General features: G+C 71.8%; 21 protein-coding genes and 1 pseudogene. 7 read left to right on the forward strand and 15 right to left on the reverse strand.

The window, feature by feature from the left end; all coding sequences use genetic code 11:
* Positions 1–26: 26 nt before the first annotated feature.
* Positions 27–953 (reverse strand): annotated as a pseudogene (locus BJ971_RS26020) (Ppx/GppA phosphatase family protein); the annotation flags it as partial.
* Between the two features lie 203 nt (positions 954–1156).
* On the opposite strand from BJ971_RS26020, the gene BJ971_RS26025 reads away from it, so the two are divergent.
* From BJ971_RS26025 to BJ971_RS26035, 3 genes are all read left to right on the forward strand, one after another.
* Positions 1157–2317 (forward strand): alkaline phosphatase PhoX, encoded by a 1161-nt coding sequence (locus BJ971_RS26025; protein WP_184995822.1) that lies wholly within the window; start codon positions 1157–1159, stop codon positions 2315–2317.
* A 64-nt stretch (positions 2318–2381) separates the two neighbouring features.
* On the forward strand, positions 2382–2684 hold the full coding sequence (locus tag BJ971_RS26030) for a hypothetical protein (RefSeq protein WP_184995823.1): 303 nt from the start codon (positions 2382–2384) through the stop codon (positions 2682–2684).
* Between the two features lie 65 nt (positions 2685–2749).
* On the forward strand, positions 2750–3763 hold the full coding sequence (locus tag BJ971_RS26035; protein ID WP_184995824.1) for an LPXTG cell wall anchor domain-containing protein: 1014 nt from the start codon (positions 2750–2752) through the stop codon (positions 3761–3763).
* Here the strand turns inward: BJ971_RS26035 and tsaA are convergent.
* Complete coding sequence (gene tsaA, locus BJ971_RS26040) at positions 3750–4151, reverse strand: tRNA (N6-threonylcarbamoyladenosine(37)-N6)-methyltransferase TrmO (RefSeq protein ID WP_184995825.1); 402 nt, start codon at positions 4149–4151, stop codon at positions 3750–3752. The two genes, BJ971_RS26035 and tsaA, sit on opposite strands and share 14 nt — an antisense overlap.
* Positions 4152–4261: 110 nt before the next feature.
* On the opposite strand from tsaA, the gene BJ971_RS26045 reads away from it, so the two are divergent.
* Positions 4262–4831 (forward strand): hypothetical protein, encoded by a 570-nt coding sequence (locus tag BJ971_RS26045; protein WP_184995826.1) that lies wholly within the window; start codon positions 4262–4264, stop codon positions 4829–4831.
* A complete protein-coding gene (locus tag BJ971_RS26050) occupies positions 4828–5307 on the forward strand; it encodes an RDD family protein (RefSeq protein WP_184995827.1) in 480 nt (159 codons plus the stop codon). Before BJ971_RS26045 ends, BJ971_RS26050 begins: the two co-directional genes overlap by 4 nt.
* A 104-nt stretch (positions 5308–5411) precedes the next feature.
* On the opposite strand, the gene BJ971_RS26055 is transcribed toward BJ971_RS26050, so the two are convergent.
* Positions 5412–5717 carry a copper chaperone PCu(A)C gene (locus BJ971_RS26055; RefSeq protein ID WP_184995828.1) on the reverse strand — a complete coding sequence of 102 codons (306 nt, stop codon included), beginning with the start codon at positions 5715–5717 and terminating at the stop codon, positions 5412–5414.
* Between the two features lie 257 nt (positions 5718–5974).
* Here BJ971_RS26055 and BJ971_RS26060 point away from each other — a divergent pair, with 257 nt between their 5' ends.
* Positions 5975–7384, forward strand: a complete 1410-nt coding sequence (locus BJ971_RS26060; RefSeq protein WP_184995829.1) for an FAD-dependent oxidoreductase — start codon at positions 5975–5977, stop codon at positions 7382–7384.
* A 64-nt stretch (positions 7385–7448) separates the two neighbouring features.
* Here BJ971_RS26060 and BJ971_RS26065 read toward each other — a convergent pair whose 3' ends face one another.
* The 12 genes from BJ971_RS26065 to BJ971_RS26120 all read right to left on the reverse strand — a co-directional run bounded on the left by BJ971_RS26065 (position 7449) and on the right by BJ971_RS26120 (position 18314).
* Positions 7449–8462 (reverse strand): hypothetical protein, encoded by a 1014-nt coding sequence (locus BJ971_RS26065; RefSeq protein ID WP_184995830.1) that lies wholly within the window; start codon positions 8460–8462, stop codon positions 7449–7451.
* Positions 8462–9049, reverse strand: a complete 588-nt coding sequence (locus tag BJ971_RS26070; protein WP_239087152.1) for an RNA polymerase sigma factor — start codon at positions 9047–9049, stop codon at positions 8462–8464. Before BJ971_RS26070 ends, BJ971_RS26065 begins: the two co-directional genes overlap by 1 nt.
* Positions 9050–9122: 73 nt before the next feature.
* On the reverse strand, positions 9123–9743 hold the full coding sequence (locus BJ971_RS26075; RefSeq protein ID WP_184995831.1) for a dihydrofolate reductase family protein: 621 nt from the start codon (positions 9741–9743) through the stop codon (positions 9123–9125).
* Entirely contained in the window at positions 9743–10234 is a 492-nt protein-coding gene (locus BJ971_RS26080; RefSeq protein WP_184995832.1) for an SRPBCC family protein, read from the reverse strand. The genes BJ971_RS26075 and BJ971_RS26080 overlap by 1 nt, the downstream gene beginning before the upstream one ends.
* A gap of 3 nt (positions 10235–10237) precedes the next feature.
* A complete protein-coding gene (locus BJ971_RS26085; protein ID WP_184995833.1) occupies positions 10238–10579 on the reverse strand; it encodes an ArsR/SmtB family transcription factor in 342 nt (113 codons plus the stop codon).
* 74 nt (positions 10580–10653) lie between these two features.
* Positions 10654–11076, reverse strand: a complete 423-nt coding sequence (locus tag BJ971_RS26090; protein ID WP_184995834.1) for an acyl-CoA thioesterase — start codon at positions 11074–11076, stop codon at positions 10654–10656.
* A 94-nt stretch (positions 11077–11170) separates the two neighbouring features.
* Positions 11171–11467: a MoaD/ThiS family protein gene (locus BJ971_RS26095; protein WP_184995835.1), complete on the reverse strand. Its 297-nt coding sequence runs from the start codon at positions 11465–11467 to the stop codon at positions 11171–11173.
* The gene (locus BJ971_RS26100; RefSeq protein ID WP_184995836.1) at positions 11464–12579 is read right to left on the reverse strand and encodes a WD40/YVTN/BNR-like repeat-containing protein; all 1116 of its coding nucleotides are present in this window, start codon (positions 12577–12579) and stop codon (positions 11464–11466) included. The genes BJ971_RS26095 and BJ971_RS26100 overlap by 4 nt, the downstream gene beginning before the upstream one ends.
* Before the next feature lie 3 nt (positions 12580–12582).
* A complete protein-coding gene (locus BJ971_RS26105) occupies positions 12583–13452 on the reverse strand; it encodes an alpha/beta fold hydrolase (RefSeq protein WP_184995837.1) in 870 nt (289 codons plus the stop codon).
* A 1-nt stretch (position 13453) separates the two neighbouring features.
* Positions 13454–14863: an FAD-dependent oxidoreductase gene (locus tag BJ971_RS26110; protein WP_184995838.1), complete on the reverse strand. Its 1410-nt coding sequence runs from the start codon at positions 14861–14863 to the stop codon at positions 13454–13456.
* Positions 14864–14926: 63 nt separating this feature from the next.
* The gene (locus BJ971_RS26115) at positions 14927–16951 is read right to left on the reverse strand and encodes an ATP-binding protein (RefSeq protein WP_239087151.1); all 2025 of its coding nucleotides are present in this window, start codon (positions 16949–16951) and stop codon (positions 14927–14929) included.
* A 67-nt stretch (positions 16952–17018) separates the two neighbouring features.
* Positions 17019–18314: a vanadium-dependent haloperoxidase gene (locus BJ971_RS26120; RefSeq protein WP_184995840.1), complete on the reverse strand. Its 1296-nt coding sequence runs from the start codon at positions 18312–18314 to the stop codon at positions 17019–17021.
* 151 nt (positions 18315–18465) lie between these two features.
* On the opposite strand from BJ971_RS26120, the gene BJ971_RS26125 reads away from it, so the two are divergent.
* On the forward strand, positions 18466–18945 hold the full coding sequence (locus BJ971_RS26125) for a hypothetical protein (RefSeq protein WP_184995841.1): 480 nt from the start codon (positions 18466–18468) through the stop codon (positions 18943–18945).
* Positions 18946–19623 lie beyond the last annotated feature (678 nt).

Here is a 19623-nt window from a genome sequence, read left to right on the forward strand (position 1 = left end):
AGCGGCCACGGCCGCTGCGCCGGGGTGGGCACGCCGAGGGTGTCCAGCCGGTGCAGGATCGCACCCTCGCGCAGCGCCCAGGGGCAGATGTGCAGCTCGCTGACCTTCAGCGCGCGCATCGCGGCGCGGGCTACCAGCGCGCCGGCGACGAGTTGGTGTGCGCGGCCCGGGCTGACCCCGTCCAGGCCCGCCAGGTCGGCCGAGGCCATCCGGCTGATGAATCCGAACAGCTGGTGCAGCCCGCTGTCGGTCAGCGTGCGCGGCGCCCGCAGCCCGGCGCCGGGCGGGGCCGCACCGGCGAGCTGGGCCAGCGAGCGGAACGTCTTCGACGTGCCGACGGCGAGGTCGTACTGCCCGCCGCGGCGTAGCTGCCGCGCGACCGGCGTGAGCGCCGCGTCCAGGTCCGCCGCGAGCAGGTCGAGGTCGCCGCGGGCGGGCGGGTCCTCGGTCAGCCGCTGCCGGGTGAGCCGGCCGGCGCCGAGCGGCAGCGAGAGCGCCACCTCGGGGTCCTCGTCGAGGCCGGCGGCGAGCTCGAGCGATCCGCCGCCGATGTCGAGCACCAGCAGCCGCCCGGCCGACCAGCCGTACCAGCGGCGGACGGCGAGGAAGGTGTAGCGGGCCTCGTCCTCGCCGGACAGCAGTTGCAGGACGATGCCGGTCTCCGCCCGGACCCGGGCCAGGACGGCGGCGGAGTTGTCCGCGTCGCGCAGCGCCGAGGTCGCGAACGCCAGCAGCTCCTCGCAGCCCGCGTTCATCGCGGACACCTTCGCCCGCGCCACGGCGCGCACCAGGCCGTCGGCTCCGGCCGCGGTCAGCCGTCCGGCCTCGACGTGCTCGGCGAGCCGGAGCTGGGTCTTCTCGGAATGCATCGGGGTGGGGTGACCGCCACGGTGCGCGTCGACGACGAGCAGATGCACGGTGTTCGAACCGACGTCCAGCACACCGAGCCGCATGACACAGACGGTAACCGCGGGGTCCACCCAGATCCATGAACGAGCGTTAGGTTTCATCCGACGTTCAGCGACCGTTCCCCCGCGGAACATGATCCGGGCGACGACACCGGATGCCCGTGGAACCATCCATCGGCGTTCATCCCATGCACCGGAACCGTCAAACCGCACACGTTCAGATCCGTGGAACCCATCAAGGAGGTTCTATGGATCGGCGAACGATGTTGCGGGCTACCGTCGTCGGCGCGGGAACGCTGGCCCTGCCGTTCACCGCCTGGTCGGCGGCGTACGGTGCACCGGCGCAGAACGCGGCGGGGCCGTACGGCCCGCTGCAAGCGGCCGACGCCAACGGCATCGCGCTGCCCGCCGGCTTCACCAGTTCGATAATCGCCCGCTCCCGGCAGGCGGTGCCCGGGACGTCGTATGTATGGCACGACGCGCCCGACGGCGGCGCGGTGATCCCGAACGGCACCGGCTGGATCTACGTGTCGAACTCCGAGGTGAGCGCGGCGGCCGGCGGCGGCGCCTCCCGGATCCTCTTCTCCTCCACCGGAGCCGTGGTGGGCGCCTCCCGGATCCTGTCCGGCACCAACACCAACTGCGCCGGCGGCAAGACACCATGGAACACCTGGCTGTCGTGCGAGGAGGTCACGCTGGGCCGGGTGTACGAGACGTACCCGCTGGGCGGTACGGCCGTGGCGCGCCCGGCGATGGGCCGGTTCAAGCACGAGGCCGCCGCCGCCGACCCCGTACGACAGGTGATCTACCTGACCGAGGACGAGACGGACGGGCGGTTCTACCGGTTCATACCCACCGCGTGGGGCGACCTGTCCTCGGGAACGCTCCAGGTGCTCCGCGCGGGCAGCGCGACCTCCGGGTCGTTCACCTGGGCGGCCGTACCGGATCCGGACGGTTCGCCGACGGCGACCCGCCGCCAGGTGTCGGGGTCGAAGGCGTTCAACGGCGGCGAGGGCTGCCACTACGCCGATGACACCGTCTGGTTCACCACCAAGGGCGACAACCGGGTCTGGCAGGTCAACCTGCTCAGCGGCACCTACGAGCTGGCCTACGACGACAGCCTGGTCAGCCCCGGCACCGCGCCGCTGACCGGCGTCGACAACGTCACCGGCACCACCGCCGGGGACCTGTACGTCGCGGAGGACGGCGGGAACATGGAGATCTGCGTGATCACCCCCGACGACACGGTGTCGGTGTTCCTGCGGATCACTGGTCAGAGCGGTTCCGAGATCACCGGACCGGCCTTCACCCCGGCCGGCGACCGGCTGTACTTCTCCTCGCAACGCGGCACCTCGGGCTCCTCCTCCGGCGGCATCACGTACTGCGTCACCGGGCCCTTCCGCCGATAGGCCTGAACGGTTCGGGCCGGCGCGGTGTACTACCCATCGACATCCTTAAGAGAGGAGCATGTCGATGAATCTTCGCTGGGGCCACCGCGCCGGCGCGGGGCTCGCCGCGACGGCGGGCGCTACGGCACTGGTCATGCTGGTCGCCGGGCCGGCGGCGGCCAGCCCGCTGTTCTGCGGCGCGGGGCGCGGCCTGACCGCGCAGAACGCCGTGCAGGGCGCGTTCGAGGACGCGCAGAATTCCGCACAGTCCGAGGGCCTCTACGGCGCCTGCACGCTCGCCGGGGAGCCGCAGATCTTCGAAACGTTCAACGATCCCTATTTCGGGCACCTCTTCCGCGCCCAGGTCACCGTCACCTGCCTGCCGTAGGCGACGGGGCAGAGAAAACTTCATATTTGCGCTAACCTCCGCCGACTCAACACGAGGGAGCGCAAGTGGTCACGTTGATTCGACGCGGTGTAGCGGCGGTCGCCGTCTCCGTACTCGGTGCCATGTTCTTCGCCGGGCCGGCGACCGCCGCACCACCCACCAGTTCCGACGAGACCGTGAGCCTCCACGAGGAGACCTCGATCAGGACGGCGGCGCCCGGCGGTTACATCGCCTACGTGATCGAGACGGGCAAGCGCACCGGCGGCGTGGCACAGAACCGGACGGTCGTGCTGGAACTGCCCGACGGCGTCACGTACCGCACCTCCGAGAGCTACCCGACGAACGGCGTGCCCTGCGTGGCGGACGCCGCCAAGCGGACGGTGACCTGCAAGACCAAGGAGGCGCTGGCGTTCGCTTCCTGGCGGGTCGAGACCGACGTCGCCGCCGGCGTGCCGCAGGGCGACTACATCACCACCAAGGCCACCCTGACCACCGAGATACCGGACCCCCAGCCGGCGAACAACGTCGCCGCCCTGAAGGTCTTCATCACCGCCGGCGGCGAGGTGTCGGTCGCCGTGCAGGCGCCGAAGGGTCCCTGGCAGGTCGGATCGAAGTTCGACGCCACGTTCAGCATCCACAACGCCGGCCCGTACCGCACCCCGGTCCGGTTCCACTCGGGCCTGCTGCGCGGCCTGCGTTCCGACGGCTGGCCCAAGGGCTGCACCGCCGAGCACGGCCAGATGTGGTGCTACGACTTCATCGTGATCGATGCGGGCAAGACCTTCTCGTTCACGGTGCACTTCGAGGTCGGCGAGTACGACAAGAACGGCGCGCGGCTCAACCCGCAGCTCAACCTGGTCGCGCCGGACGCGGACCTGACCAACAACGAGGCGGCCTACCGGGCCGAGATCATCAAGCCGTCCGCGTCGCCGACGCCGACCGGCGGCACCGGCGGCGGCGGGCCCACCCTGCCGATCACCGGCACCGCCACGACGCCGCTGGCCCTCGCCGGCCTGGTCCTGCTCCTCGCGGGCGCGGCCGCGATCCTGCTGACCCGCCGCCGCGTCAGGAAGGCCTGAGAACCGGCTTGACGTCGAGGACGGGGGTGCCGTCGAGCGCCTCCAGGTCGGCGACCCGCAGGCGCAGGTCGCCGACCTCCAGCACGGTGACCTGGTGCAGGCCGATCGGGTTGGGCCGGTCCGGCGAACGGGTGCTGAACACCCCGGTCAGCGGGCGGGACCGGTCGTCACGCGGGTGCACCCGCAGGACGCCGCGGTCGGCCCGGTCCAGCCACGTGAGCAGCAGCAGCGGGTCACCCGGCCGGATGTCGCTCAGGGCGTCCGCGTACCGGGGATCGAAGACCAGCCAGGCGGGCGGCGACCCCTCGTCGCCCTGCTTGGGCGCGGTCGCCGGGTCGTTCAGCGGAGATTCGACCCGGCCGACCGGGTTGAGCTCGAAACCTGCCATGGCGAAAACGGTACGCGAGGTCGGCTTTCACGCGCGGTGTCCGAATCGTCGCCGCACACTCACCCGTACGGGATGGCCCGCGCGAGCGCGCCGCCGGGCACCGTGGACGAATGACGGCCACTGAGTCCGAGCAGCTAACCGTAGTGACACCCCTACCGGCCACGGACCCACCCACACCGCCCACCCCGCCCACCCCGGGCCTGCGGTGGCGCGACGTCGCGGCGGGCGCGGTCTACCGGGCCGAGGAGTCCACCGCGGGGCTCCTCGCCGACCTGCGCCGGGTCGCGGCCCAGCGCGAGCGCTGGATGGGCGAGCTCGCCGCGCGCGGAGCCGCCGAACGCGCCGTGCGCCGCAAGCGGGCGGCCGAGGCGGCACACACCGCGGTCACCGCCGCCGCCACCCTGCCGGTGGTGAACTGGTTCGTCGACGCCCAGCTCGATCGGGTGCTGCGCCCGCTGGTCCGGGGCATCCTGGACGACGTACTCCAGCTTCTGGAGAAGGAGCCGGACCGGATTCAGGCACTGATACAGGGCCAGCGCGAGACCATGGTGGACGAGCTGATCGGCCGCATCCGCACCGGCGCGGCCACCGGCGACTCGGCGGTCGACCGCCTGACCTTCCGGATGTTCCATCGCGGCACCCGGCCGTCACCCGTCCCGCCGTCCCTCGACGGCACATGACCGCTCCCGCCGCCCGCGAATACGCCGGCGCGGTGAGCAGATCGATCGCGTACGCGCTGGACGCCGTCATCGTCACGCTGGTCTACAGCGGGGGCGTCCTGATCGCGATGCTGATCGCGGCGTTCATCGGCAGCCGGACCCGGGAGCTGGCACACGCGGTCGCCGTGTCGTACCTGCTGATCCTGCCGGCCCTGCTCGCGATCTACTGCGCGCTCTTCTGGGCGCTGGCCGGCCGGACACCCGGCATGGCGGTACTCGGGCTGCGGGTGGTCGCCTCCCGGGAACGGCCGCTGTCCTGGCTGTCGGCCCTGATCCGCGCGCTGGTGCTGGCGTACTTCCCGCTCGGCGCGGCCTGGGCCCTGGTGGACGCCCGCCACCAGGCGATACACGACAAGCTGGCCCGTACTCTGGTGATCCGGGTGCCGGTGCCGACCCCGGCCGGATCGACGGCTCGGGGTACGCCGCCCTTCGGGTGACCGAAAGGCGGCGGGCCCGGGCCGTCAGCTCTCGGCGCGTGCCGCGCGGCGCCGCGTCGCGACGAGCAGAGCGACGCCGGTGACCAGGACGGTCAGGCCTGCGGTCAGGAAGCCGGCCGGGCGAGCGGGCGGTCCTCGCGGGCGTTGTAGCAGTTCACGAAGTCGCCGTCCACCGTGATCGGTACGGGCGGCTGCGGCAGGCGAACGCTGAAGCCCTGCACCGGTTCGTCGCCGTTGTTGCGAATCGTCATGCTCGCGATCGCCGGCCGGTCACCGACCAGGGTCACGGACATGTCGCCGGCGGTGACCGGGCGGTCCGGTGCGGCATGGGCGGTGGCGGCGAGCGGCATCGTGGCGAGGGCGCCGAGCAGGACAGCGGACAGTGACCGGCGCGTACGCCGGAGCAACATGGACAGGCGATTCCCCGTTTCAAAAAATGTCCCGGGAACGCTGGCCGATCATCGATGTACGGGCAATTCGGTCAGGCACGGCGGTCTCGCGGGCCGGCGCCGAGCCCATCCGACGGTTGCGGTACATGCCTGTACCACCAGAGCGTTCGGGCCGTACCAACGGCCATTCATGCATTCGACCCTCCAATGTCGACTGATCACGCTTAGGGTGTACCTCGACTATCTGCTCCTGTGGATAAGGGGACCCGCTCGTGGGAATGACACGCAAACAAATGCTCGGCCTGATGGGTGCGACGGCCGCCGGAACCGTTGCGAGCACGCTCACCGGGTCCGCGGCCGAGGCGGCCGCCCTGGAGGCCGCCGACGGCCTCGATGCGAAGCACGTGATCCGCCGCGACGTGTGCGTCATCGGCGGCGGCTCGGCCGGCACCTACCTCGCGGTGCGCCTCGGCGACCTCGGCCGGAGCGTCGCGGTGGTCGAGGCCAGGAACCGCCTCGGCGGGCACTGCGAGACGCACCACGACCCGGCGACCGGAGGCACCGTCGACATCGGCGTCGTCGTCTTCGAGGATCAGCCGCTGGTCCGCAGCTACTTCGACCGGTTCGGCATCGAACTCACCACGCTCGCCGGCTTTCGCGGCAACACCACCTACATCGACTTCCGTACCGGGCGCCGGGTCGACTACACCCAGCCGCCGCCCGCCGCCCTGCCCGAGTACTACCGGGTGATCAGCCAGTACGGCCCGATCGACACGTTCTTCGACCTGCCCGACCCCGTGCCGCAGGACCTGGTCGCCCCGTTCCGCGAGTTCGTCGCGAAACACAACGTCGGCTCGGTCGTTCCGCTCGTCTTCCAGTACGGCCAGGGCATCGGCGACATCCTCGACCTGCCCGCGCTCTACTCGATCAACACCTTCGGCCAGGGCGTCGTCAAGAACATCCTCGGCGGCAGCTTCCTCACCACCGCCGCGCACAACAACAGCCTGCTGTACGAGCGGGCCACCGCACACCTCGGCGACGACGTGCTGCTCGACTCGCAGGTGCTGCGGGTGGAGCGGTCCGCGTCCGGTGTGCAGGTGCTGGTCGCCACCCCGGACGGCCCGCGCCTGATCGTGGCCCGCAAGCTCGTCGTCACCATCCCGCCCCTGCTGCGCAACTTCGCCGGTTTCGACCTCGACGCGACCGAGCGCAACGTGTTCGGCCAGTTCATCAGCGGCGCCTACTACACCGGCGTGGTCCGCATGTCCGGCCTGCCCGCGGGCGTCGACCTGGCGAACGCGGCGGCGGACACGGCGTACCAGTTGCCGCCGTTGCCCGGCATCTACGGCATCGGCCCGACCGGCGTCCCGGGCCTGTACAACGTCAAGTACGGCAGCACGGCGCCGCTGCCGGAGGGCCAGGTCCGGCGCGGCATCCGGGCCGACATCGAGCGGGTGGCGAAGGCCGGGACCTACCCCCTGGTCCTCGATGACCTCGAGGTGTTCAAGAGCCACACCCCCTTCGAACTGCACGTCACTCCGCAGGCCATCGCGGGCGGCTTCTACCGCCGGCTGAACGCGCTGCAGGGCCGCAACCGCACCTTCTACTCGGGCGCGTCCTTCAACTCGCACAACTCGACCCGGATCTGGGACGCGGCCGAGGTGCTCCTGCCGTCCATCGCCGCCTGACAGACCCGCGGCAACGGCATCGGCCCGTGGGTGCACACTTCCCCGGGCCGATGCCGCGCGGCGGCTACGCCGTGTCGCCGAGCCTGTCCACGATGGTCATCCGCTGGTAGATCACCTGCCGCAGCAGGTCGCCCTCGCGCGTGACGACGGTGCCGTCGTCGGCGGTCCTGACCTTGCCGCTCACGGCGATCAGGCGTTCGCCGATCAGTCGGTAGGTCTCCTTGTCGAACAGCAGCTCCTGGGAGAGGTAGCCCTCCAGGATCCGCCCCATGCCGATCGCCGGGCGGCCGTCGATGTTCACCGCGGAAAGGTTGACCTTCATGCCCGGCTCCCGCGCCAGGTAGCGGAAGACGGCCGCCTGCACCGCGGGGGGCACCACGTACTGGCCGATCAGCGCGTCGGGATCCACCCAGACCGGGCCCGTGGGGCGTTCGGCGTACTCCCGGACCTTCTCCGGCGTCGTCAGCGCGGCGACCCGGGACCAGTCGAGGTGTGCGAAGGTCACGCCGTCCTGGTTCTGCCGGATCACCTCGATTCTGCCGTTGCGCATCGTGCCCTGGACCTGGCCGTCGACGCGCGTCCACACCTGGATTTTCCGGTACTTCGCCTTTCCGGGTACGAGCGTGCCGTTCGGGTATTTGTTCTCGTATCCGCGCGGGTTCCGCAATTCGCGGGTCTCGACGTACATGAACTGTTCCGGGTCCGGGTCGGTCCAGATCTGCCGCTCCGCCGACCAGGCCGCGTTCTCCAGGTACTGCGCGGCGCTGACCGGGCGCAGATAGGGCATCGCCGCGGTGCGGCCGCCCGTCGGGCTTCCCGCCTGCGTGCTTTCCTGCCGCCCGGCGGGCCCCGCCGGCGCCGTGCCGCCGCGGTCGGTGACCGCGATGGCCGCCACGACGGCCGTCGCGGTGGCGACGCTGATCGCGATCGGTACGCGCAGGCGCCAGTGCCGGCTGCGTCCGGCGCCGCCGGGGGCGTTCATCCGGTGTTGCAACGCCGTCCGGGCCCGCTCCCGCGCCGCCGGAGACGGCGCCGCGTCCGGGTCGAAACTCTCGCGCAACACGGTGATCTCGTCCATCACTGCTCCGTCTCGATATCGGCGCCCAGCGCCTGTCGCATCGCCTGTCGTGCCCGGTGCAGCCGGGACCGGGCCGTGCCTGCGGGAATGCCGAGGGCCGCGGCGGCCTCCTGCTGGTTGAGGCCGGCCCAGGCCACCAGCAGCAACACCGCGCGTACCGGCTCCGGCAGCCGTCGCAGTGCCTCGGCGAGGCGGCCCCGCACGGCGGCCGCGTCGAGGCGTCCGGCGACCGCGCCGGCGTGGCCGTCGATCAACCCGTGTTCGGTGCCGCGTTCACCGGCGAGCTCCTGCCCGCCGGCCCGGGCGATGGCCCGGTAGCGCCGCGACTCGGCGCGGACGTGCCGCGCGACGAGGTTCGAGGCGATTCCGAACAACCACGGCCGCGCGTCGCCGTGGTCCGGGTCGTAGCTGTGCCGCCGGTCGAACGCGGTCAGGAAGGTCTCCGACGCCACGTCCTCGGCGAGGTCGGGCCCGAGCCGCCGGGCCACGTACGCGTAGATGGCCCGATGGTGCCGGTCGAAGATCGCCGTGAACCGCTCGGGTACCCGTTTCGCCTCCTCGATGACATCGGCATCGGTATCCGTCACCCGCCGAACCTGTCTCGTGTCCTCCAGATGATTCACACCCGTAGTTCGCCGCAACGGCGGAAAGTGTTCGCGGTCAGCGCGGGTGCACGGCGTAGGTCAGGTGCGTCACCCGGGACGACGGCTCCGCACGGACCGGCTCCAGCGCCACCCTGGACGCGTCCACGCCGTCGAACAGGCGGATGCCGGCGCCGAAGAGCACCGGCGACAGCGCGATCGAGAACTCGTCGACCAGGCCGGCGTTCACGTACTGGAGGATCGTCGCGGCGCCGCCCGCGATGCGGACGTCGCGGTCACCGGCGGCCTCGCGGGCCCGGTCGAGCGCGGGCCCGATGCCGTCGTCGACGAAGTGGAAGGTGGTCCCGCCCTTCCTCTCCCAGGGGTCACGCTTCTCGTGCGTCACGACGAAGACCGACGTGTGGAACGGCGCCTCCTCCGGCCACGCGTGCTCGCCGGCGTCGAACATGCGCCTGCCCATGACACTCGCGCCGGTGCGCTCGAACGTCTCCCGCAGGATGTCGTTGTCGCGCCCCTCCTCGCCGCCCCCGCCGAGCTTGAGGTTCTCCCGGAAGAACCGCTGCGGGAAGACCCACGCCTGCAGCTCCACCCATTGCCGCCCCATCAACTCCTCGGGGGACTCGGGCGCGATGAAGCCGTCCAGCGACATCGACACGCTGAAGAACACCTTCCCGGCCATCAGGGGCGCTCCTTCTGGGTCAGCTCGGCGACGTAGGCCGCCAGGTTGCCCAGCGTCTGCTCGCCGCCCTCGATCGCGTGGTACTTCTCCACGGCCTCGTCGCGCAGCTGCCGGGTGGGGAAGACCGTGCGCATCACGATCCGGGTCGCGGTGCCGTCCGGCTCGAACGCCAGTGTCGATGCGAAGGCGTTCGGGTCATCGCGGTGCTCGCCGTGCAGCAGCGCGATCCGCTCCGAGGGGACGATCTCGGTCCAGGTGATCCACTCGGGGTAGTCGGTCCCGTCCGGCCCATGCATCACGAAGTCCCAGACTCCGCCGACGCGGAACTCGAAGGCCCGCGTGGTGGTGCTGAACCCCTCCGGGCCCCACCACCGCGACAGGTGCCGGACCTCGGTGAACGCCTCGAACACCAGCTCCCGTGGCGCGGCGATGACCCGGGAGATCACGATCTCCCGGTCGGCCGTTTCCAGATCCTGCCCTGCGCCCGTCATCTGTCATTCCTCCTGACGTGTCTGCTTGAGGTCCTGCACGTAGGCGTCCAGCCGGTCGAAGCTCTCGCTCCAGAACCGCTCGAACCCGCCGGTCCACTCGTGGATCGGCCGCAGCCCGCCGGCGTCCAGGCCGTAGAGGCGCTGCTTGCCCGCGCCGCGGACCCGCACCAGCCCCACCTCGCGGAGCACCCGCAGGTGCTTGGACGCACCCGGCAGGCTCATCCCCAGCTCCTGGGCCAGGTCGGTCACCGGCCACTCACCCGAGCGCAGCAGGGCCAGGATGTCCCGGCGCTGCGGCTCGGCGATCGCGTTGAACGCGTCCGACGTCGTCGCTGCTCGTGCCATGGCAGCCACCATATTTTCCCATATGGGAAAACGTCAAGCCGCGACCGTTCGGCGAGGGTGGTGCGTAGCCGGTGTCAGAGCCCGAGCATCGCCGGGTCGGCGACGATCTCGCGCAGCCGTGCGGGCGGGTCGGCGAGCAGGCGCCGGGTCTCCCGGTCGAGCAGCCCGCAGACGCTGGTCAGCCGGGCGACCGGCGCACCGTCGGCGCGGGTGTAGTCCTGCTCCACCCGGAACGTCTTGCCGTCGCCCCAGTGGAACTGGCAGGTCACGTCGACCTCGTCGCCGTCGCGCAGCTCCTTGAGGTAACGCACGTTGGTCTCCAGCACCACCGGACCGAACCCGGCCGCCATCAGCACCGCGGTGTTGATCCCGGCGGCGTGGAAGCACCTCCAGCGGGCGTGCTCGCCGTACTGGATGTAGACGGCCTGGTTCACGTGGCCCTGGACGTCCAGCTCGTAGCCGCGGACACCGATGCGAACCTGGAAGACGTCAGCCATGCCGGCGATTCTGCCGCATGCGCCGGGCGCCCGGGTGCCGGTCCGCGGTGACGTCACCCACCGCGGACCCCGCGCCCGTGCCCGGCGCCGCAGGTCAGCCGCCGGCCATCGCGCCGACGACGAGGAACGGCTCCTCGCCGGCGGCGACCCGGCCGGGCAGCGGCGTGTCGGGAGACTCGTTGGACAGGTCCTCCTCGCAGGCGAAGAAGCGCACCAGGGCCCGGCGCTCGCCGGTCCGGCGGTCCCGCATCGTGCCCAGCAGCATCGGATATCTCTCCTCGACCGCGTCCAGCACCCGGCGCTGCGTCACCGCGCCGCCGATCTCGAGGTGCAGCTCGCCGCTGATCTGGGCGAGGTTGCGCAGGTGCGGCGGCAGCACGACCCGGATCACGGCAGCACCTGCGCCTCGACCGAGAGCACGGCGGGCAGGTCGCGCACGATCGCGTTCCAGGTCTCACCCCCGTCCGCGGAGCCGTAGACCTGACCGCCGCTCGTGCCGAAGTAGACGCCGCAGTCGTCGAGCGTGTCGACGGCCATCGCGTCGCGCAGCACGTTTACGTAGCAGTCGGCCTGCGGCAGCCCCTTGGTCAGCGGCTGCCACTCGTCGCCGCCGGTGCGGCTGCGGTAGACCCGCAGCTTGCCGTCCGGCACGTAGTGCTCCGAGTCGCTCTTGATCGGCACGACGTAGACGGTGTCGGGCTCGTGCGCGTGCACGGCGATCGGGAATCCGAAGTCCGTCGGCAGGTTGCCGCTGATCTCCCGCCACGATCCGCCGGCGTCGTCGGTGCGCAGCACGTCCCAGTGCTTCTGCATGAACAGCACGTCCGGCCGGGACGGGTGCATGGCCAGCCGGTGCACGCAGTGGCCGACCTCGGCGTCCTCGTCGGGGATCTGGCCGGAGCGCAGGCCCCGGTTGATCGGCTGCCAGGTGACGCCGCCGTCGTCGGTGCGGAAGGCGCCGGCCGCGGAGATCGCGACGAAGATCCGGTCGGGGTTCACCGGGTCGAGGATGATCGTGTGCAGGCACATGCCGCCGGCGCCGGGCTGCCACCGCGGCCCCGACTCGTGCGTGCGCAGGCCGGTCAGCTCCTGCCATTTCTGGCCGCCGTCGTCCGAGCGGTAGAGCGCGGCGTCCTCGGCGCCGGCGTAGACGACGTCGGGATCGGTGCGCGACGGCTCGAGGTGCCAGATGCGCTTGAACTCCCAGGGGCGGGGTGTGCCGTCATACCAGAGGTGGTCGCCGATCGGCCCCTGGTAGGCGAAGTCGTTGCCGACCGGCTGCCAGGACGCCCCGCCGTCGTCGGAGCGCTGGATGATCTGCCCGAACCAGCTCGAGGACTGCGACGCCCACAACCGGTCGGGATCGGCGGGCGACCCGTTGACGTGGTAGATCTCCCAGCCGCCGAAGTGCGGCCCGCTCACCGTCCAATCCCGGCGTGTGCCGTCCGCCGTCAGGACGAACGCGCCTTTGCGTGTTCCCACCAGCAGTCGAACCCGGCTCATGTCCTACTCCTCTCGTAGTGTCATGACGGCATCCTCGCGCACCCCACCGACAAAAGTGCCCTGCCCGCCGAGGAAGTCAATCAGCAGGGCGTTGACCTCGCCGGGGGCGTCGAGTTGCAGCCAGTGGCCGGCGCCCTCGACGCGCTCGTAGCGCCACGGTCCGGTCACGTGTCCGGCCGAGCCGGTCATCCCGTCCTCGATCAGGGCGAAGTCGCCACTGCTCCAGACGCCCATCGCCGGCACGCTCACCGGCGGCACCGGTGCCGCCGGCTCGACGAGCGACTCCGGCGGCAGGATCGCCCGGTACAGCGCCAGGCCGGCGGTCAGCGCCGCCGGGTCGGCGAGCCGCTCGACGACCGACTCGATGTCGGGATGCGCTGACCACTCGCGCATGTTGCGGAACCCGTCGTCCGACAGCCACCGCTCGGCGACGCCCCTGAACTGGAACAGCAGCATGTACCAGGACTTCTCGCGTTGCCGCAGGCCTGCCGAGCGAATCGCCGCCGGATGGCCGACGGACAGCGCGGTGATCGAGGCGATCCGGCCGGGTGCCAGCGCGGCCGTCATCCAGGCGACAGCCGCGCCCCAGTCATGGCCGACGAGGTGTGCGCGCTCGATGTCCAGCGCGTCGAGCAGGCCGAGAACGTCACCGACCAGGGCGGCCGGCGCGTAGGCGGCCAGGTCGGCCGGCTTGCTCGATCCGCCGAAGCCGCGCAGGTCCGGCGCGACCGTCCGGTATCCGGCCGCGTTCAGTGCTGGCACCTGGTGCCGCCACAGGTCACCGGTGTCCGGCCAGCCGTGCAGCAGGACCACGGGCGTGCCCGAGCCGGTGTCGCGTACGTGGATGGTGATGTCGCCGAGGTCGATGTCCATCTCAGGCGATCGCCGCGAGTAGTTCGCCACGCGCCGGACCGGGTTGCGGATACTGCGCGGCGCCCATGCCGAGCGCGACGACGCGGTCGACGACCCCGGGCGCGCCGAGCACCTCGTCGGGTGTGGCGATGAAGGCGGCGACGGACGTGTAGCCGCGGGCGAGGTCCGGATCGACAAGGCCGGCCGCGAGCAGCGCCTTGCTCACCGGCCACTGCGGATCATCGGTGCGATACGGCGCGCCGGCGGCGTCGGCCGCCATCTCCGCGAGCCGATGCCGGTCGTTCCAGACGGTCGCCCGGTACAGCGGCTCGACGACCTGCGTGCTCGCCTCGTCGAACCGGCGGGCGAGCTTGTCGTGGTCGGCCGGGTCGGTCTCCCGCAGCAGGTCCCGCAGCAGGCGGGCCTGGATCAGCGCCATCGAGGCGCCCCGGCCGACCGAGGGGTTGGTGCACGCCCAGGCGTCGCCGACCGCGACCACCCCCGTGGCGACCGGGTCACCGTCGGCGACCAGGCGCCGGTACCGGTCCTCGATGCCGGCCAGCACGTCGACGCCGGAGATCGGTTCGCCGTCCGCCCAGTGTTCGACAAGCGGATATCGGGCGACCGCCGCGTGCCACCGGGCCGGTTCGCGCAGGCACCGCAGCGCCTTGTCCCGGCTCGCGGTGGCCAGCACCACGCTCCAGGTGCCGTTGTCCCCGGGCAGCGTGATCGCCGACAGCGAGTCGTAGTGCTGCAACAGGTTGGTGAGCATCGCCGGTTGTCCGCCCGTACGGGAGCGGAAGTGCCGGCAGTGATAGACGAAGCCGGAGTCCGACCGCTCCTCGATCGGCGCGCGGGCGCCGATCGCCTGTAGCCAGGAGCGCAGCGCCGACCGCCGGCCGCCGCAGTCCACCGTCAGGTCCGCGGATATCGCGATGCCGTCCGCGGTGAGGACACCGGTCACCCGCGGCACCCGCGAGTGCCCGTCCGTGGCGAGGCCGGTGACCGTGACGCCCCGCCGGATCGTCACCCCGGCGGCCTCGGCCGCGGCCGACAGCACCGCCTCGAGCACCGGCCGGCGGGCGGTCACGGTGTCGAACCGCTCGTCGCCGGGGCGGATCGGACCACGCCGTTCCACCGGCAGCGCCTCGATCAGGTTCACCTGCCGCGCGCCCGCCGCCCGCAGCGCGTCCCCGGCCTCCGGAAGCAGCTCCCGCACCTGCTGCCACCACCGCGGCAGCATGAAATGCGGCAGCCGGAACTGGTTGACACCGCGCCGCTGCCAGTCGTTCCAGGCGGTGTCGGTGTCCGCCGGTGGCGGCGGCCCGGCCGGGTCGCGTTCGACGACGATCACCTCGTGCCGGTCGCGCGCCAGCAGCATCGCCGTGGCAAGACCACCGAGGCCCGCACCGAGGATCAATATCCGTGCCACATCGCACCTCCATCGAATAGCCGATGACGGCAGCGTGCCCTCGGTGCCTGCCCGTTCTCCAGGTCAGTCCGCGCTCAGGTCCTGCTCATTCCCGCCGGTGCCGGCGGTGCCGATCTCCATCGCCCACAGCAGCTCGGTCACCTGCTCCACCGCGCGGCCCAGGTGCCGGCGGTAGGTGCTGAACGGCAGGCCGAGCACCTCGGCCGCGGCTTCCTGGTTGGGCGCGGCGTGGACGAACGTACGGTTCAACACGGCCCGGAGCCGGTCGCCCTTCGGCTCGCCGGCGAGCCGGGCGATCGCCGTCAGCACGTTCCCGCGTATCTCGGTGGCGTCGGCGCCGAGCGCGCTGCCGACCAGCGGGCTGCCGGCGAGCCGGTCAGGGCGGTTGAGGTGCGGCAGCGCGGACCGCACGGCGTCGCCGAACGCCGCCCGGGACAGCGGCTGGGGGCGCAGCGCCGAGTCCGGTGGCGGCCCGGTTCCGCCCTGATGCTCGCGTTCGTTCATCAGATCAAGCCAGACCTCGACCGGGAAACGGCGCCAGTCCATCCCGTACGCGGTGTGCGACCGGCCGGCGACGGCGACCTCGACCAGCGGCCGGAAGCCGAGATAGTCGAAGAACGGCCCCCAGTACTCCGGGTCGACGGTGACCACGAACGACCAGGCGACCGGCTCGGTGCACCAGGTCATGATCGAGGTGACCGTGCCGGCCAGCAACGCGTACTTGTCCCGCTGGAAGTCGCGGACGCCCGCCCAGAACCGGCCGATGTCGACGCGCTCGCCCGGGCGCGTCGGCGCGGTGAGGTCGATGTACCGCAGGATCGCACGGACGACCGGGTCCTGCTCCTCCATCGGCGAACCGCACGGCAAGAAGATCCGGTACGCGAACGCGACGACACCCTCCTCGGTGCGCACCACGTTCAGGCCGTCGGGCTCGTCGGCGAACCACCGTTCGGCCAGCGCCGCGCTCACCCGGCCCTCGCCCTGCTCGATCAGCGACACGACCGGTCCGTACTCCTCGGGCCTGGCCGGCACGACGGCGGCCGAGCCCTGCCTGCGCAGGTCGAGGTAGGACTCGGTGAGCGGGCTGCGCCGGTGCAGGTACGCCAGTTGCTGGGCGAGCAGCTGCCGATCCAGGCCGATCGTGGCCCGGATACCGGCGACCACATGATCGTGGATGATCCGGTGCAGCGACCGGTACCGGTCCGGTGAACGGCGCTCGAACTCCGCCTCGAGGACCTCCCGGGTGAGATCGTGCGGGGTCAGTCCGCCGGGCCGGCAGTGCACGAACGGCCGGCGCCGCAGCCACCCCCACACGTCGGCCGCGTCGGCGCCGACCGTCTTGCGAAGCAGGTCCTCCGTCGTCAGCCAGGCCTGCGCACAGGTCGCCAGGCCGATCATGTGAGCCTCCGAGGGCGCGTCCCGCAGCAGCGACTCGAGCAGGGCCGAGATGAGATCGGGTACCTCGGCGAGGGTCGCCGGGACGGTACCGCTCCGGGCCACGTCGGCCAGCAGCGCGAGCGTCAGCGGGTGGCCGCGGCCCAGGGCCTGCAACCGCTGCCGCCCCGGCTCCGCGACACCGGCCCGGGCCAGCAGGTCCGCGCTGTCGCTCTCGCCGAGATGGTCGATGCGCTGAACGGCGACCACCTGCCGCCAGCCGGCGTCCACCCGCCAGGTCGGCGACGGCGGCTCGCGCCCGGCGAGGACCACGAGACCGTTCGCCGGCAGCGCCGGGATGAACTCGCGGCGCAGCCAGCTGTCGAGGGCGCCCAGGTGCTCGAACGAGTCGACGAGCAGCACCGCGCCGCGGTCATCGCCGGACCGCGGGACCGCCCGGTGAAAGCCCTCCGGCGACGGGTCGATCTCTCTTCCGTCCAGCAGCACGGGAGCCCGCCCCGCGGCCCGGGCCCGGGCGAACATCTCCAGGAGCAGCGTCGTCTTGCCGATCCCGCCCGGGCCGTGCACGAAGAGCACCCGCCGCGGCGACCGCCCGTCCAGCGCGTCGTCGAAGGCGCGCAGCTCATCGCGGCGGCCGACGAAGCTGCGCCGCCGCGCCCGCTCGATGACGTCATTGAGGACGGAAGCCGCCACCGGCCCAGTCTCGACCCCCCGGACCGTGTGTGCCAGCACCCGGTCGCCGGGACGACAGTCGGCGGCCTCAGCGGGGGCAGTGGCCGAAGTGGGTGGTGCCGTCCACCCGGAGCAGCCGCGTGGCCAGGACCTCGTCGCCGACGCCCCGCCCGATACCCTGGCCGGCCCGGTCGCTGAACGCGAAGTGCAGGCCGCCGTACACCCGCGAGCGGCCCGCCTCCGTCGCCGCCGCCGAGAAGCTCGGGTAGGTGCGCGCCTGCCCGCCGGGCGCGGTGTCGGTCGCGTGTGCGAAGGGGACGTCGTCCGCGCAGAAGAAGCCGGCCAGCACCGCGGCGCCGGCGCCGCTGTACGAGCTGTGCCCGGACACCCACTCCGGGGTGCCGCCCACCGTGCCGCCGCGCGCCGACCAGGCCGGGTTCGCCTGCGTCACCGGGTTGTCGTCGGTGTCCGCCTCGCGGATCGCGGTGGTGGGCCGCCAGTGCCGGTAGGTGTACTTCGTACGCATGGTCGTCACCGTGGTGTCCGCCAGCGCCATGCTGAGCAGCGCCGTCATCCGGGTGCCCTGTGCCAGCGACAGGTGGCGGTCGCCGCCGACGGTCAGCGCGATGCGCAGCCACTCGCCGGGCGGCTGATCGGAGCCGGCCGGCAGCGACCAGAACTGGTACGTGGCGAGCAGGTCCGGCGCGGGCAGGCCGGCGTCGCCCAGCACCGCCACCTCGGCGAACGCCGCCGCGTACCCGATGTCGGTCAGCGCGGGCGGCGGACCGGGCAGGAACGCCGCCGGGTCCCGGACGGCGAACGGGCGCACGTCGCGGTACTGCACGCCGGACCAGTCGGCCCGGAACACGCCGGGTCCGGTACCCGCGGGCTGGCTCTGCACCGGCGTCGAGCCGTCGTCGGCCCTCGCCCGCACGACCCGCCGGCCCACCTCGTCGCCCCACCGCGCGCCGGCGGTGCGCCGTTGCCCCGGGCGCACCTTGGCGAGGTCGGCGTCGCGCTGTGCGTCATAGGTCGCGGCCCGGGCCGGGTCGACCGCGACGAGCACCGCGTGCGCCGCGGCGACCGTCGCCGCGAACGGGTCGCCGTCGCGCGGGCCCGGCCCGGCCACCAGCGCGGGCTCCCGGGCCGGTTCGCCGCGCCCGCCGACGATGCCGTTCACCGCGTCGTACATCGCCACGTTCAGCATCGCGTACCACCGGGCCGCGTCGGCGTCGCCGGCCCGCAGCGCGCGTACCGCGCCGAGGGCCGACTCGTTCCAGGTCCGTACCCCGTCGAAGCCGACCGCCGGGCCGTCAGCGACCGCCGGCGTGCTCAACCCCGCGCCGACCATCCCGATCATCACCACGAAAACGGCCTTCCGCATGGCTCGCCTCCCAGTCTCTCGCCGGTACCGGGGCCGACTCTCCTCCGCGGCCGTCGAAGTCGGTCGGGTGCGTCAGGAACTCGACGGCCGAGGCCGGTTCGGTTTGTGGGATCCGCGCCCGGCCCGCCTTGCCGCGTGCTGTTCTGAGCAGGTGAAACGCGTCATCACCCGGGCAGGCGTCGTCGCGGTCGTCGCGGCACTCGCGCCGGCCGCGCCGGCCGCGCCGGCCGCCGCCGCGCCGGTGCCGGCCACCGCGATCGTGCTGGAACGCTCGGGCGGCCTCACCGGAGCACAGGAGTCGTTCGCGGTCGACCGCTCGACCCCCGGCGGTCAACGGCCGCTGCGGCTGGCCGGCAGCCCCGCGTTCAGGAAGCTGCGCGGCTCGTATCCACCGAGGGATCCCTGCTGCGACCTGTACTCCTACCGCCTCACCGTCGTCTACCGCGGCGGCGGCCACAAGACGGTCACAACCGTCCAGGGCGCCGCCGCGCCACGTGTTCTGTGGGACGTCATCGGCTCCGTCGAACGGGTCGGTGCCTGCCCGCTCTCACCGATGCCGGCCACAGCCCCGCGCGGCACGCACGACAGCGGCCCCCCTCCTCCGCGAAAGGAGGAGAGGGGCCGCTGCTGAGAAGCTGAGAATGGAACTCCGGCACTCACAGTTCTCACTGGGCGAGTCGGCCGAATATGTCGGCTCGGTCCTGTGAAACACCTCGGCCGGCCTGGGTAGCCAGTGCGCGCCGGCGTGGGTAGCTAATCCATGCCGGCGTGGATAACTAAGCCACGCCGTCGGGTCGATGCTGGGCCGCGGTTGAATCGATCTCGGCGAGTCCCGCCGGACCGTCAACGCTCAGCGCTGTGTGTGAATTGATCTCGACGCTGGGCGCCAGAGGATTTAGTCCACCGATTTTCACCGACGCGTGCTTCTCAAGTGCCTCTTTCCCGAGTTTCCACATGAGAAGACAACGCAACGAGTACATCAGCAGGGGAGTCGTGGCGGCCATCCAGGCGACCGCAACTCCCATCCTTAACTAGCGCCCCTGCTTCTTTTCCATAGGCGACTCCTATGTTTTCCGGGGTCGAAATTGCCACCGAATACGGCGCGTGCGCGCTACGCACCGCGAAACGGCACCAAGATCAACAATTGGACAACGCGCGGCGAACAAAGCTGCGACGCTCCGGGTCGACGACCGGAACCTCGTGACTTACGCAGGCTACTCCGCCGCCACAACACAGCCAATACCCCTTTCGGAGTCAGGCCGCAACGCAACGTATAGGCGCAGTTTCATAGCGTTGAAAGAATTTGATC

The sequence above is a fragment of the Amorphoplanes digitatis genome (assembly GCF_014205335.1).
GTDB lineage: Bacteria > Actinomycetota > Actinomycetes > Mycobacteriales > Micromonosporaceae > Actinoplanes > Actinoplanes digitatus.